Here is a 15,430-nt window from a genome sequence, read left to right as displayed (position 1 = left end):
TGCTTTTGTTATTACTTTAAGATGTAGTTTCACAGCAGCTGCAGCAATCTCCGGTTCTTGTGGTAGCAGAAGATCCGGTCAGACAGCATCTCTCCTTCTCCGTAGACGGCATTGATATGCTGTACGGAGGAACGGATCTCCTGTACACCGGTGCAGTCTACGGGATGCAGGATTGCTTCATGTACGCTTGGAAAGACTACATAGTAGTCCCCGCCCAGTTTCTCCGCCAGGATTGCTTTTACCCCGGGATAGAAAAAGGCCACAGCCCCATGGATTCTGGCAGTAGTGGTGAGAAGATATCCTCTCTGTCCCTCCCTGTGGTTCCAGGGGCTGATCCAGGTCTGACGCCCTTCCTCTTCCGGCAACAGAATGCCTTCCTCATAGGGAAAAAACTTTCTCCTGTCATCTCCCAGAAACAATCTGGGCGGCATCTTGCGGCAGGTGTTCATCATGGCTTCCGTGATCAACTGGTCTTCCGTAAGCTTCCATGGCAGTACCATACCTCGGGACACCTGTATGGTCAGACTGCTTCCGGTCTTCTCACTGGTCAACAGATGCAGCACCAGCGCCACATCTCCAATCTTACGATAGATGGCATTGCCAAGCTCCTGCCTGCACCGTTCATAATTCACCGGACGCACGATCATATGCCTTCTGCAGACAGCATAGCTCAGATTCTCCCCGGAGAGTACGATGTCCTCTTCTTCATCGTCCTCCGTCAGGCCCGCCGAGATCTCCGGTAAAATACTCTGCCATCCTTCCTGTCCGTATCGCTCATACAAAGGCCGTATCAGCCAGTGCTGTATATATTCTCTTTTTCCACGCATCCATAATGCGCAGAGCATATCTTCACGTATCATGATCTGTTCTCTTCCATACATACATCGGTTCATAATATTCATGATATGAACCGCCATCGGATCACCGCATACCATGTGCCGTTCCAGCAGGCGTATGGTCTTGCCCCGTGCCGTTTCCATGTTCTGCACATTCCAACGCAATTCCTTCTTAAATTCTTCGTATGTCATTGATCCCCCATTATTTTCTCCCTGCAAAAGCAGAGAACTGATCCGTAAATTTGCGTACAAAAATAAAAGGTACTATTAAAAAAATCGTTGGAAATCCCGGCCGAACGGCCTATTTAGAATTCTTATTTCAGAGATTTACAGTTTCCGAAACCATCCAGATTTCGGATAACTCCACCCTATCATAGATAGATTGCTTTGTCTATATGCGATTTCACCAAGGATATCTTTTGTCAAATTTCACGAAAAAATAATTTCAAAAAGAAAAAAAGTCCCCGTTTTCCGCAAAAACAGGGACTTTACAAATGTCAAATATGAAATTACACAACGCGTCGTACTGCCAGGATCGGACGGTAATTGGCATTGCTGATCTTGATACCCGTACGCTGTGTGCTGGCATGCACGATCAGCCCGCCGCCAATATACATAGCCACATGACCGTCATAACAGATCAGATCTCCCGGCTGTGCATTGCTGTAGTCCACACCGGTGCCACAACTTCTCTGCTCATAGGACGTACGGGGAATGCTGTAACCGAAATCACTGTAGACGCGGAAGGTAAATCCGGAACAATCCGCACCATTCGTCAGGCTGGTACCGCCCGCCACATACGGATTGCCTATGTACTGACAGGCATATTTTGCAAGACGCTTTCCCATATCACTGCCGGAGGCACTTTCGATGACTGAGGTATAATTGGTCGTTGCATAAGTGCCGGTGGCTGCGGCAGTATTTCCCTGCTGTGCCTTCGCCTGCAGCTGTTTTAACTGTTTTTGTTCCTGCTGCAACAGTGCCTTCGCTACGGAAGCCTCCTGCTTTGCCTTCTTAATCTCCGCATCATAGTTGGCGGATTCCTGCTTTTTCTTGGCCAGCATCACATCCAGTTCCGATTTCTGGTTCTCCAGATCCGCCTTATCGGCTTCCAGCTGATCCTTATCGACCTGCAGCTGGGTCTTCTCTTCTTCCAGCTGGTTCCACAGCGCCAGCACCTGTTCCTTGGTCTCTTCGTATTCCTGCAGTTTCTGGCGGTCATACTCGTAGACGCTCTCCACGAAGTCCATCCGGTTCAGCATACCACTCAGGCCACCGCCCTGTAACAGAAGGTTCACATAATTCTCCGAAGAATCGTTCTCATACATCATCCGCATCCGGGTAATCATATCATTGTGCTGCTTTTCTTCCTTTGCCTTGGCAAGATTGTATTCTTCCTGCGTCTGATCGATCTGCACCTGCTTGTCGGCAAGTTCCGTCTCCTTCGATGCGATCTCATCCTCCTTCATGCCGATACTGGTCATGGTGTTGATGATCTCTGCATTCAGGTCATCGATCTTCTCCTGCACCAGATCCTGCTCATCCTGTAGGGAATTGATCTGGCTGTTGATGTTGTTCAGCTGGTTCTGATGATTGTTGATGCTGTTCTGCAGTTCACTCATGGAAGGTGCCGCCTGCACCGTCTCCGCGGGAGATTCCCAGACAGAGCCGGTGGCTGTCAGTGTCACCGCTGCCAGAAGAAAATAACATAAAAACTTTCTTTTTGCTCTATTTACTTTTCTGCCGGCAGTTTTTTTCTTCATAGGTAAAATGACTCCATATAATTACAGGTCGCAGTTATTTACAGTACGAGGGAAGGGGATAACGTCACGGATATTGCCCATTCCGGTGATATACATTACACAGCGCTCGAAGCCCAGTCCGAAGCCTGCATGACGTGCGGAGCCGTAGCGGCGCAGATCCAGATAGAACTGATAATCTTCCTTATTCAGTCCCAGCTCTTCCATACGCTTCTCCAGAATCTCCAGATTGTCTTCACGCTGGCTGCCGCCAATGATCTCGCCGATACCGGGTACCAGGCAGTCCATAGCAGCCACAGTCTTGCCATCCTCGTTCAACTTCATGTAGAATGCCTTGATCTCCTTCGGATAATCGGTTACGAATACAGGTCTCTTAAATTCCTTCTCGGTCAGGTATCTCTCATGCTCGGTCTGCAGATCGCATCCCCAGAATACCTTGTAATCGAACTCATCGTTGTGCTTCTCCAGGATCTTGATCGCCTCAGTGTAGGTCACATGACCGAAATCCGAGTTGACCACATGCTGCAATCTTTCGATCAGTCCCTTATCCACAAACTGATTGAAGAATGCCATCTCTTCGGGCGCATTTTCCAGCACATAGCGGATCACATATTTTAACATGCTCTCTGCCAGGATCATATCATCCTTCAGATCTGCAAAACAGATCTCCGGCTCGATCATCCAGAACTCTGCCGCATGACGGGTGGTGTTGGAATTCTCGGCACGGAAAGTCGGTCCGAAAGTATATACGTTCTTGAATGCAAAAGCATAAGTCTCTACATCCAGCTGTCCGCTTACGGTCAGGTTTACAGGCTTACCGAAGAAGTCCTGGGTGTAATCCACTTTGCCGTCTTCTGTCTTAGGTACATTGTTCATATCCAGAGTGGTCACCTGGAACATTTCACCGGCACCTTCACAGTCACTGCTGGTGATCAGAGGAGTATGCACATAGACAAATCCTCTCTCCATGAAGAAGGTGTGGATTGCATAAGCGATCAGGGATCTGACACGGAACACTGCCTGGAAAGTATTGGTACGTGCTCTCAGATGAGAGATGGTACGCAGATACTCAAAGGAGTGACGCTTTTTCTGTAAGGGATAATCCGCAGTAGAAGGTCCTTCCACGATCACTTCCGCTGCCTGCATTTCAAATGCCTGCTTTGCCTCGGGGGTAGCCACGATGGTGCCGCGGATCACAACTGCTGCACCTACATTGATCTTGCAGATCTCCTGGAAGTTCGCAAGTCCGTCACCATATACTACCTGTAAAGGCTCAAAAAAGGTTCCGTCGTTGATCACCAGGAAACCGAAGTTCTTGGAGTCACGATTGTTCCTCACCCAGCCGCCTACGGTGATCTCCTTGCCGATATAGACGTCCTTTTCCCGGTGAAGTTCTCTGATGTCTGTTAATTCCATAATTTTTCCTATCCGCACGCTGCGACGTGCTCTATCTGAACCGGCCCGCATCCTATTCGCCGGTCACATACTATTTTTAAAATTTAATTGTTGGTGATCTTTGCGTTCTCTACCAGATAATCTGTCACTTTATCATAGAGGAAATACTCTCTGTAGTCTTCCTTGGAGGTCTCGCCGATATACTCCTCGATGGTGTCATAACCTGCTGCTGTAGCACGATCCAGCAGGATCTGATCCAGTTCTTCATCACTGATGTTCAGGTTTTCTCTGTTGGCCACTGCCTGCAAGGCAATATCCTGCTTTGCTGCCTCCTCAGAATAGGCAGCCAGGAAAGATGCCAGATCCTGTCCGTAATAATACTGCGTGAACGTATCTCCGTCCACACCGTAAGCAGATGCCATGGAGGTAATGCTGCTCTCCGCTGCATCAGAATATTTCTGTACCAGAGCCTCCGGCACGGAAGTAAAGGTGTTATTTGCCATAAACGCATCCATCACTGCCTGCTGTACATTGGTTTCATAATTCTGCTGTGCATTCTCATTCAGATAATCATAAGCGTACTGACGGAGTTCTTCCTCGTTCGTCACACCATCGATACCGAAGTTACTGATGACTTCATCACTGAATTCCCCATCCTGTGCGGGCTGAATATAATTTACCGTTACCGTAAATACCACAGCCTGTCCTGCCAGATCGGATTTTCCGTAATTCTCCGGGAATGTAAGATTCAGATCCACTGTCTCTCCGGGCATCACGCCGATCAGTCCATCCTCGAATCCGGCAATAAAGCTTCCGGAACCGATGGTCAGATCGTATCCCTGTGCGGTACCGCCGTCAAATGCCACGTCATCCTTTTTGCCTTCGTAATCGATGTTTACGGTGTCTCCGGTCTCCACGGCACGATCCATAATCCCGCCGTTCTCTGCGGTAATATTTTCATAATATACATTATTGACCAGACTGTCCCACTCATCCTCATCTACTTCCACGGTGTCTACGGATACTTCCAGCCCCTTGTACTCGCCCAGTGTCACATACTTGTCCACATCCATATCCTTCAATGCAGTACTTTCTGCTCCGGCGCCGGTCGCTGCATCCGTGCCGTCTCCTGTATCCTTTGCTCCGCAGCCCGCCAGCATACACATGCTTAAAACCGCTGCCAGAAATCCTAATGTCTTTTTCTTCATTCTAATACTTCCTATACCTTTCATTTTGTGCCTACCATGCGAAATGCATCATAGCACCGCCCATTATAACACATCCACCGGGCTATAACAAGGGTGACAATAACCGGCAGACCTGCTCTTTTATGCGGATCTTCAGGTTCCTTCCCGTGTAATAATCCCGGGTGATCTGACGGCAGACTTCCAGATCCCTGTGAAATATTTCCACCATTTCCCACGCCTTTTTTTCATCATATATCACAGCATTTACCTCAAAATTCAACGCAAAGCTGCGGATGTCCATGTTCGCTGTTCCGTAACACAGTACTCTGTCATCCACGATCATGCCCTTGCTGTGTAGAAAACCGTTGTTATAGGTATAACAGTTGGCCCCGGCCATGACCATATCGCCAAGATAAGAATAGGTGGCCCAATAGACAAACGGGTGATCCGGCATACATGGGATCATAATGTTCACTTCGATCCCGGACTTCACCGCGATCATCAGGGCATTCAGGATCGCCTCATCCGGGATAAAATACGGAGTCTGGATATAAATGCTTTTCTGTGCCTTGTTGATCAGACGCAGGTAATTATCATGGATCTGCTGAGTCGTCTTATCCGGACCACTGCTGATAATCTGCAGATCACAGAAATCCCTCGTACCGGCTTCGATTCCCCGGAACAGTTCTGGGCGCAAAAACAGGTTCTCTCCTGCCGCATAATTCCAGTCTAAAATAAATCGCACCTGGAGCCCCAGTACCGCACTGCCGCAAATCCGCAGATGGGTATCTCTCCAGTGTCCGAACTTTTCATCCAGATCAATATATTCCTTCCCGACATTAAATCCGCCCACGTAAGCCACTTTATTGTCAACGACCACAATTTTCCTGTGGTTGCGGTAATTGATACGAAGCTGAAGCCTCCGCAGGATCGCCGGGAAAAATTCCGCGGTCTGCACACCCTTTTCATTCAGCCATTTCCAGTAGCTGTGCCGCACGGAACGACAGCCCATGGCATCGAACAGAACCCGGACCTCCACACCCTGTGCCGCCTTCTCGATCAGAATATCCTTGATCTGATTGAATAATACGTCGTTTTTAATAATGTAGTATTGGATATGGATAAAATGCTCCGCATTCCGCAGATCTTCCATCAGCGCCCGGAATTTCTCATTGCCGTCGATGAAGATATCCACATCATTGTCCTTCGTCAGCATGGCTTCTCCGGCCTCCAGATTATACATGACCAGATCCTCATACCCCCGGATATTCTCATCCAGCTCCTGGACATCCCGGGATCTCAGCCGGTACTCCTGCTGCCTGATATCTTTGCTGATGTGATCCTCCACCTCTTTGATCCGGAACATTTTCCGCTTGTGCATATCCTGCCCCAGCAGCAGATAGAACACGAACCCCAGTACCGGTATAAAATACAACAAAAGCAGCCATGCCCACACACTCTTTGGATCCCGTCTCTGGAAAAACACGATCACGATGGCAAACAGCATATTAAAAAATACCAGGTGGTTGCAGAAAAAATCTATTCCTGTCTTTACGATCTCAAATGCTTCACTCATAATACTGCCCCTTCAGATGAAAAACATCCCTTTTCCTCAATATATCATAATGCAAACCTTCTTTCCAGCAAAAGAGACTGACAAATGCCGAAAAAATCAACATTCTCAGTCTCTTCTTATCTTTTGTATTCAAGCCGGCGGTCTCCGGCCGTGATATTTTATCCCTCTGTGATGAGTGTTCTCTTTCTATCCTGATCGCAGAATTCAATCACATAGGAACAATCCTGCAGATCTGCCCTCAGCTGTGCAGTACAGCCCTGATGTTCCCATACAAAGCAGATTCTGGATCCTTCACTGCTTACTTTGATCCGGCTTTCTTCCGAGAACGCCGGGCAGGAATTCCGGAATCGCAGCAACTCCAGTTGCTGCTTTACAATCGGCTTACTCAAACCACTGCATACCTGTGCTGTCGTCAGATTTGTCCGATTGATCTCCTTATGTCCTCCTGGACCTGCCTTTTTCACCGCTTCGTAGTCGTTCTTTCCGGCGAACAGATCCAGATACCAGATCTGCGGTTTGCCCGGCATAAATATCTGCAAGGCTCTCGCAAGGAGCATCTTTCTCTCATCTTCGCCCAATGCACTGAAGTAGGTTGCATTCACCTGATAGTAAATGTTTTTCTGACCGTGAAGATCCTTCACATATCCCCCACGGGAGACAATAGTGTCGATCAGTTTCTGAACCCGGTCCTCCGCCAGAATTCCTTTGAGATCCAACAGTGGAATCCCATCGTGACAGCCAAGCATATTCACGGTTCTGATATTTTTATCGATCAGCTCCTGTGCCCATCCGGCCAGATGTTCTCCGTTTCCCGATTCCAGGGCATCTATAATGAGTCCCGGCAGAAAGAAGTCATAGGTGACATATCCCTGCTCTGCTATCTTCTCATATATTTTTTCACTATAGCTTTCATGAATCTCCGGCAGAAGTTCCATACCGTACGGTTCCGCAATCTGTTTTATTTTGTCCAGCAGCTCCCAGGTGTCCGGCTGGTTCAAAAAATTCCGTTCCCCCGGAGTCTTCGGTGCATAAGCAAATGCATCCAGTCTTACAATTTTAGCACCATATCCCGCCAGTGTCTTTAACACTTCACGATAGTACTCCCATACTTTTGGCGACTGAATATTCAGATCCATCTGTCCGAGATAATACCGATGCTGCTCCATGTAATTCCAGACCGTTATAACCTGTTCTTTTGTCAACCTTCCTGCTTTTCGCTCCAGAACGATTTTCTGTAAAATGTCTGCCGGCTTTTTTCCTTCCGGGCAGCCCATGGATAGTTCCTGTGCAATAATTTCCGCCTGCATATATTGCAGATCGGCAGCTTTCATCAGTTCAGGAGCATTAACCTCAGGGTAGTTCACTTCCTGATAAAAAGTATTCCAGTAAGGGATCTCTCTCCCATCCGGAAAACGTACCATAAGAATGGGGAGCCCAGGCTTCCGGAAAAACATCTTTTTCAGATACTTTTCTTCCGGAAGGATATATCCCTGCTCCGTCATTTCTCCGCAGTCCTTCCAGAATTCATTCCAATTAATGAAGAAGTCCTTGTACTCCGATTCTTCCCCTTTTGCAATGATATCCTGGAATTGCTTTGACAACACCGAAGCATGATTCAGAATAAAATCCAGCTTCAATTCAATCCCGAGCTTTTTTATTGCTTCCAATGTTTCGCCGGAAGCATACATCTTGTTCAGAGAATAATCAATCACAGAAAAGCCTCTGTCCAGATCCGTATGGTACAGACTGGGCAGAATATAGCAGGAAGAAAATGCTCCCTCTGCCTCTTCCGTTTTCAAAAAATCTACAACATCATCCAGGGTTCCGCCCAGACTATCCGGGTAGAGATTCAACATCGGTCCTATGTTCATAACATCTTTCCTTTTTATTTCTGAAGCTTCGGAACAAATTGCGCATATTCCTTCCGGTCTAACACCGTTCCGTCCCGGGTAACAATAAGTTTTGCTTTCTCAGCCTGCTTTTTCAGCATTTTCTGCTCAATATCCAGTACCATCATCGTAAATGGGGTGTCTATCCATTGATCACGGTTTCTTTCCAGACGGCTCTGCAATGTCTCCTGGGGGGTACTGTCAAGGTAGATGGAAATATCCACACCGCTGTAGTATTGACTGTTGCTGTGTGTCCACTCCACCAACAGCACTTTTATTCCGGTGAAATCCTTCTCTTCATACCACAGTTCTGTCTCTTCGCGTCCCATATGTCTGACCCATAGCTTCTCTCCGCCGGCTTTAAACGCATGAACCAGTCTGTTTACTTCTTCAAAATTAATTTCCTTTTCCGTGCCAAGATAATTTTCCAGAGCTTTTCTGCCGTTTCTAAGATAGGACTCATACCATGGATATTTTTCGACATGTTTTTCATCCGCATCATTTCCGGCTTTTTGAAATTCCTGAATGATTGTACATCGTTCTTCTGTATAAGTCTGCTCTTTCAGCATTCCCACAATTGCATTTTCTCTGAAAATCTGTAGCCGCTCCGCATCATTGTACTTGGGAATTCTATGCGGATAAGCATCTCCGGACAAAATGTAATTTTCTATCCCTTTTTCCTTCAGGAAGCAGGAAAGTAACAAGGCCGTCACTGTTTTTCCGGATCCGGAGCCTCCGCTTACTGCAACGACTACTTTTTCGGAACGTGTCTGCTTCGCACAGTTTTCAATCATGGGGAGCAGCTTTTGCATCAGTTTTTCTGCCAACGTAGTATCATATATTTTCAGTAGCTCCTTTGATGACGGTTCTGCTTCACTTTCCATTATGGTTCCTTTTTCTATCATATCTGTTCCTTTATCGTCATTATTTTACTTTGTGGACTCCCGGTCGATCAGTTCTACCGGAAATACAACCTGGGATGGAACCTTTTCACTCTTTACTTTTTTCACAATCGCTTCTATGGCATATTCACACATTTCCTGCACCGGCTGATGAATGGTCGTAATGGAAGGATACGTCAGTGTGGAAATCCAGGTATCATCGAATCCCACAATAGAGATATCCTCCGGAACACGTTTTCCCATTTTTTTGCATGCACGGATAATATTTGCAGCCATTACATCACTTGTTGCAAAAATTCCATCCAGATCCGAATTTTTTTTCAATAATTCCAAAATATTGTTGCCGAATTCTTCTGATAAGGGAGCCAACCTGTCTGTATAAACCACACGTCCACTGATTTTTTTATCCTCGCAGCACTTCATAAATGCCTTTTCTCTGCTATATGCAGGGATATTTTCCTTGGTAGGCGGGTTAAAAATTGCGATATTTCTGCATCCGGCATCAAATAACCGGTTAGCCGCCAAAATACCACCCTGATAGTTATCGCAAAGAACTGCCGGAATGTTTTCCGCAATTTCTCTCTCAAAAGAAATCAGCGGACAATTGGAATCCAGATGTTCCATCGTCTCTCCGATATGGCTGCACACAACAATTCCAAGAACTCTGTGTGAATAGAGCAGATCAATATACTGTAATTCTTTTTCCCTGCTGTTCTCGGAAATACAGACCATTATCTTGTAGTTGTGTTTTGTCACATAATGCTCCAGCCAGTGAAGGACCTTGCTAAAGTAAGGATGCTCTACAGATGGGAGAATCACCCCGATATAATCACTCTTCTGCCGGGATAAATTTCTCGCCATTTCGTTTGGCATATAGTTCAGCTTTTCCATGGCAGAATATACTTTTTCTCTCGTCTCTTCACTGATGTATCCACGATTATTCAATACTCTGGATACTGTTGTGGAAGTCACTCCTGCTTCTGCAGCTACATCTTTGATTGTTGGCATATTCCCTTCCCCTTATCTTACTTTTTTGCATCAGACAGTAACGGAAAGTCCGTCGTAAGTCAACAGGAACCCCTCCTGACCTACCAGTCTTTCATATTCCTGCGGAATCATACCGCACATATGAGAATAATGATTCAGATAATATTCCGTATCCGGTGTCACTGCATGCATTCTGCGGAGTTTCTCCCGCAGCTCTACATTTTCCCGAATTCCCATATGCGTGTCACCATCCAGTATACCTCTGCTGGTATCCATACTGACGACGTCAAATTTTATGTTCTGTTGTTCTATAAAATCCAGTGTTTCCTCCGGCAAAGCCCCCGTATCATTTGCATACAATAAGGTCGATCTTCCATCCTCGATCACAAAGATCAGAGCTTCCTCATCCAGCTTGTGATATGCCTTTAAAGGTGTAAACTTTAAATGACCTATACGGAATGGTTCAAACTTTTGAATCCGGTGAAATCTCATCCTTGTCAGATCTACATGTGGATCCTTAGCTATTATCTCCATAATACCATCCCGAACCGCATCATTGCCATAAATTTCCATTACTTTTTTATCTTTTTTTTGAATCACGGATGCCATTTCCCGCAGTCGGAAGCATATTTCCGTGGTATTCAGGTGATCGGAATGAGAATGGGTAAATACTAGGTGATTTACCTCCGATAAATCCACATGGCTGTTAATACATTGGGAAAAAATATCCGGCGACAGGTCGATCATCACCTGATCTATCAGAGTACAGCTACGTGTCTTTACATTTTTTCCCAACAACGTTCTTACCTTACGACATGCTTCACACTGGCAGAAAATACTGGGGAATCCTTCTGCTCCGCCTGTTCCGAGATATCTGATTTCCACTTTATCACCCCTTAATTCCGCTGGATGTCACAGATGCCACAAACTGCTTCTGGAATACCAGGAATAATATCATCGTAGGAATAACCATTAATGTAGAGAACGCAAAGACCTGTCCCCAATCAGTGTAGGTATCGGAAAACAGTGACTTTAAAGCCAGCGGCAGTGTTCGGTAAGTACCGTCTCTGGTAACCAGGGTGGGCCACAGCAGATCGCTCCAGGAACGGATGAATGCCATGATCGCAACAGTGGTAATGATCGGCTTAGACAAAGGCATCATGATTTTGGTAAATATTTTCCAGTAGGAGGCTCCATCAATAATTGCAGCCTCCTGCAATTCCTTCGGCATTCCCTTAAAATGATTATAGTATAGATACATGTACATGGGATATGCGACACTTGGAATGGCCAGTCCTATATATGTATTTAACATTCCCAGTGAATTCACTGTCATAAAACGGTTAATGATAATGGACTCTGTAGGAATAATGCTCAATGCCACAATGGTGGATATAATGATTGCCTTTCCACGGAAATTAAGCATTCCCAGTGCATATCCGATCATTGCATTGATTGTGGTTGCCAGCAAGACAAAGATGATCGTTACTACAACGGAATTCTTGAAGAACTTGAAGAAATCCGCTTTCACAATAACATTGATATAGTTATCCAGTGACAGGTCTCCGTAAGGAATGAATGCTCTGATATTTGACATATCCGATTCAATCTGCGCATATGGTTTCAGGGAAGATACGAACAAAAATACGATCGGTCCGATGAAAATAGCTGCTATGAGCAAATATCCAAGATACATGCACAATTTCATAATGATTTTTTTCCTTTTTGACATTGCAGTTCTCATTCCCTAGTCCTCCTTTGCAAACTTATTCTGCAGAATTGAAATAACCATTACCAGCATAAAGAATGTAACTGCGATTGCGGAAGAGTATCCTACCTGTCCATTTACGAATCCGGCTTTGTACAACTGGAATACTACGGTCGTTGTTGCATTGGACGGTCCGCCGTTTGTCAGTACATACACCTGGGTGAATACTTTCAGGGAATTGATAATCACAGATACCAAAACGTATACCAGTGTATTCTTCAATCCGGGTACCGTAATATAAATAAATTTCTCAAAGGTGGTACATCCATCAATTTCGGCAGCCTCATATAGTTCTTCGGAAATGTACTGCAGACCACTTAAAATGATCAACATCTGCATACCAAGATTCTGCCAGATATACATAATTGCCAGACACGGAAGTGCCAGATGCTGATCCTGAAGCCATTTCTGAGGTGCAATGTGCAGCAGACCCAGAAACGAATTTAATAATCCGCTGGATTTGGAGGAAAAAATGAATGCCCAGATAACTGCCACTACAGTCATCGTTACAACCTGCGGACTGAAATAGATCAGTCGGAACACCTGTACGCCTTTGATCTTCTGGTTTACAAAAACCGCAAGCACGGTTCCGATCACCAATACCGAAGGCACTACGATCAGTGCATACAAAAATGTATTTTTAAAAGAAAGTACTGTCACTTTGCTTGTGAAAATCTCAATATAATTCTTCAACCCTACAAAGGCTGTTTCCATTCCCACTTTGGGAATCAGTTGTTTATTGGTAAATGAATACACAACAGACATTGCAAACGGTAAAATGATAAATACCAGTGCCAGCACCACTGCCGGTGTGCAGAACAGGAATGCGGCTTTTGACTCGCCACGTTGCAATCCGCTTTTTTTCTTAGAACTGTTTGCCATAGGTACTCCTTTTTCTTATGAATAAGGCTGCCCTCACAGACAGCCTTATCCGATCCTTCTTATTTCAGATTATTGAAAGTTCCATCCGTTCTCTGTAATAATTTCATCGATATTTGCAGCGGCATCGTGCAACTCTGTTGCAGGATCTGCGCCGGCATAGATATTACCGATAACGCTGGCCATTGCATCATAAATGGTCATATGTGCAGGAGTGTACGGACGCAGGAAGGAAATACCGCTCTCCAGCTGCTGTCTGTACAGATACAGGGTACCTCCCTCACAATAGTCGGGGATTGCATCCATAACACTGGATCTTGCGGGAACCGCACCGTTGACATCTACTACCATCTTGATGTAATCGGGGTTGGTTGCTTCCTGCAGCATTGCCCATACAGCATCATCATTTCCGGATTCCTGTGCTCCTGTGGTCATGATCATAACAGTAGAACCGGAGCAGGTGTAAACCCCGTGTCCCATATCAGGCAGGGGAACCAGGATCAGATCATCGCCAAGTGCAGCCTTATAATCCTGATACTTGGAATGTCCATACAGAGCCAGGGCATTCTCACCCTTCTGGAAAGAATCTTCATAATCACAGGTTGCATCTGCATATCCATCTGTGAACAGCTTTGCCAGGAAATCGAAAGAAGCAATTGTATTATCGCCGTCCAGAGTTCCTGTGCAAAGTCCGGTCTCACGATTCATGTAGTCTCCGCCAAAGCTTGCTACAAACGGCATCCAGGTGTAATACTCGGTGGAAGGTTTGTTCTGTCTTACATAGATGGGCCATTCTACACCGCTGTCTTTTAATTTCTTCAGCGCATCTTCAAACTCTGCTTTATCCCATGCATCCTTGTAATCGGCAGGAATTCTGACACCGGCATTCTCCAGCATGGATTTGTTAGCCCAGAAAGCCAGGCCACTATCGAACTGTGCAACGGAAATGATGTGATCATTATAAGTGCACTCAGATACTACGCTGGGAAGATAATCATCCATCAGTTCATCGGTTACATAATCGTCCAGATTTGCTACCAAACCCGCTTCATAATATTTGGGGATCAGCAGATAGTCGGCAACTACGGCATCCGGCATATCTCCGGCGATAGAAGATGTCTGCATCTTGTTATCCAGCTCGTCCTTGGAATAATACTCATCTGTAATGGTAATATTCAGATCTCCTTCGATCTTGTCAAACATTTCACGGTATATATCATCTTCTGCGCCGGAGCTGATCCAGACTTTCACTTCTTTCCCTTCATAACCGCCCTGTGCATCTGTTGCAGCGGCTGCTGTTCCATCCGCAGTATTTGCCGTTGTTTCATTCTTGGAGTCTGTAGTTGTGGCACCTGTCTCTGAGCTTCCACAAGCTGCTAATGATACGACCATCATTGCACTCAACAATCCTGCTAAAATTTTCTTTTTCATGTATTGTTCTCCTCTCTGAATCTATACATTTTGTAGATATGTAATTGTATGTCAACCGGTTACATATTTTGTAATTAAGAATATATACTAATTTTTATCGTGTGTCAACCGGTTACATATATAAATTTTCAACAAACTTGGATTTGATTTTTTGTATAGTTTCACTTTGTACTCCAATTTGACGCAGATATTCCGGAACTCCACCCCATTCCTGGTCAATCCAGTTCAGAATCCATTTCATGTTGTAGATATTGGAACCGGAAATATCGGTCGTAAATTTTGTAATATAGGTACTGCTACATTGGTAATCCACCAGAATATCTTCCCGATCCACTCCCACGGATGATAAAATCAACATTGCCAGAATACCGGTACGGTCTTTGCCGGCTGCGCAATGGAACAATACCGCTCCCTCGGAATCAGCGACTACCTCCAGAGCTTTCCTGATCTCTTTTCCTCCGTTGCGGAGCATCAGGCGATACATGCGATGCAGCGTTTTGGTCTCCACCACACTACTGTTTACAATATCCAACTGTTCCAGCTTTGTGGTACCCATAAGCGAACAGTTGATATAATCCATACCCTTTCCCAATCTGTCCGGAAGATCTTTTGTCTCACTGGGAAATCTTAAGTCAATGACCGTATTGACTCCCAGGTGCTCTATCTTTTCAATATCCTCTTCCGTCGCCTTATTCAAAGCTGTGCTCCGGAAAATCACACCATATCTGGTTACGCCTCCGTCACACGCATAGCCTCCCAAATCTCTGAAATTTGCCACCTGATCCAAGCGATATCTCCTACAATTCATCTCTTTCCATCC

At 45.6% G+C, this 15,430-nt stretch carries 13 protein-coding genes; all 13 read right to left on the bottom strand.

The genetic code is table 11. The features are described 5' to 3' along the window. Positions 1 to 29: 29 nt before the first annotated feature. A complete protein-coding gene (locus DW835_RS02760; RefSeq protein WP_118538564.1) occupies positions 30 to 1,028 on the bottom strand; it encodes a DUF5688 family protein in 999 nt (332 codons plus the stop codon). Positions 1,029 to 1,345: 317 nt separating this feature from the next. Further along, entirely contained in the window at positions 1,346 to 2,599 is a 1,254-nt protein-coding gene (locus DW835_RS02755) for a C40 family peptidase (RefSeq protein WP_118538566.1), read from the bottom strand. 21 nt (positions 2,600 to 2,620) lie between these two features. Further along, entirely contained in the window at positions 2,621 to 4,012 is a 1,392-nt protein-coding gene (gene asnS, locus DW835_RS02750) for an asparagine--tRNA ligase (RefSeq protein ID WP_117466426.1), read from the bottom strand. An 83-nt stretch (positions 4,013 to 4,095) separates the two neighbouring features. Further along, positions 4,096 to 5,199, bottom strand: coding sequence for a trigger factor (gene tig, locus DW835_RS02745; protein ID WP_181968714.1), 1,104 nt, complete (start codon positions 5,197 to 5,199; stop codon positions 4,096 to 4,098). Between the two features lie 82 nt (positions 5,200 to 5,281). Further along, positions 5,282 to 6,754, bottom strand: coding sequence for a cardiolipin synthase (gene cls, locus DW835_RS02740; protein ID WP_022312686.1), 1,473 nt, complete (start codon positions 6,752 to 6,754; stop codon positions 5,282 to 5,284). Between the two features lie 158 nt (positions 6,755 to 6,912). Further along, the gene (locus DW835_RS02735) at positions 6,913 to 8,625 is read right to left on the bottom strand and encodes a glycosidase (protein WP_117466428.1); all 1,713 of its coding nucleotides are present in this window, start codon (positions 8,623 to 8,625) and stop codon (positions 6,913 to 6,915) included. 14 nt (positions 8,626 to 8,639) lie between these two features. Next, entirely contained in the window at positions 8,640 to 9,527 is an 888-nt protein-coding gene (locus DW835_RS02730; RefSeq protein WP_119623388.1) for an ATP-binding protein, read from the bottom strand. Between the two features lie 45 nt (positions 9,528 to 9,572). Beyond that, positions 9,573 to 10,553: a LacI family DNA-binding transcriptional regulator gene (locus DW835_RS02725; RefSeq protein WP_118505356.1), complete on the bottom strand. Its 981-nt coding sequence runs from the start codon at positions 10,551 to 10,553 to the stop codon at positions 9,573 to 9,575. Between the two features lie 30 nt (positions 10,554 to 10,583). After that, the gene (locus DW835_RS02720; RefSeq protein ID WP_022312690.1) at positions 10,584 to 11,417 is read right to left on the bottom strand and encodes an MBL fold metallo-hydrolase; all 834 of its coding nucleotides are present in this window, start codon (positions 11,415 to 11,417) and stop codon (positions 10,584 to 10,586) included. Positions 11,418 to 11,421: 4 nt separating this feature from the next. Continuing rightward, complete coding sequence (locus DW835_RS02715; RefSeq protein ID WP_117466431.1) at positions 11,422 to 12,276, bottom strand: carbohydrate ABC transporter permease; 855 nt, start codon at positions 12,274 to 12,276, stop codon at positions 11,422 to 11,424. Between the two features lie 3 nt (positions 12,277 to 12,279). Beyond that, on the bottom strand, positions 12,280 to 13,182 hold the full coding sequence (locus DW835_RS02710) for a sugar ABC transporter permease (RefSeq protein ID WP_022312692.1): 903 nt from the start codon (positions 13,180 to 13,182) through the stop codon (positions 12,280 to 12,282). 69 nt (positions 13,183 to 13,251) lie between these two features. Beyond that, entirely contained in the window at positions 13,252 to 14,610 is a 1,359-nt protein-coding gene (locus tag DW835_RS02705; RefSeq protein ID WP_117466432.1) for an extracellular solute-binding protein, read from the bottom strand. 112 nt (positions 14,611 to 14,722) lie between these two features. Continuing rightward, complete coding sequence (locus DW835_RS02700) at positions 14,723 to 15,388, bottom strand: tyrosine-protein phosphatase (RefSeq protein WP_237963422.1); 666 nt, start codon at positions 15,386 to 15,388, stop codon at positions 14,723 to 14,725. Positions 15,389 to 15,430: the final 42 nt, after the last annotated feature.

This window comes from Clostridium sp. AM34-9AC (genome assembly GCF_003480225.1).
GTDB lineage: Bacteria > Bacillota > Clostridia > Lachnospirales > Lachnospiraceae > Acetatifactor > Acetatifactor acetigignens.
This window is presented reverse-complemented; position numbering and strand designations above follow the sequence as displayed.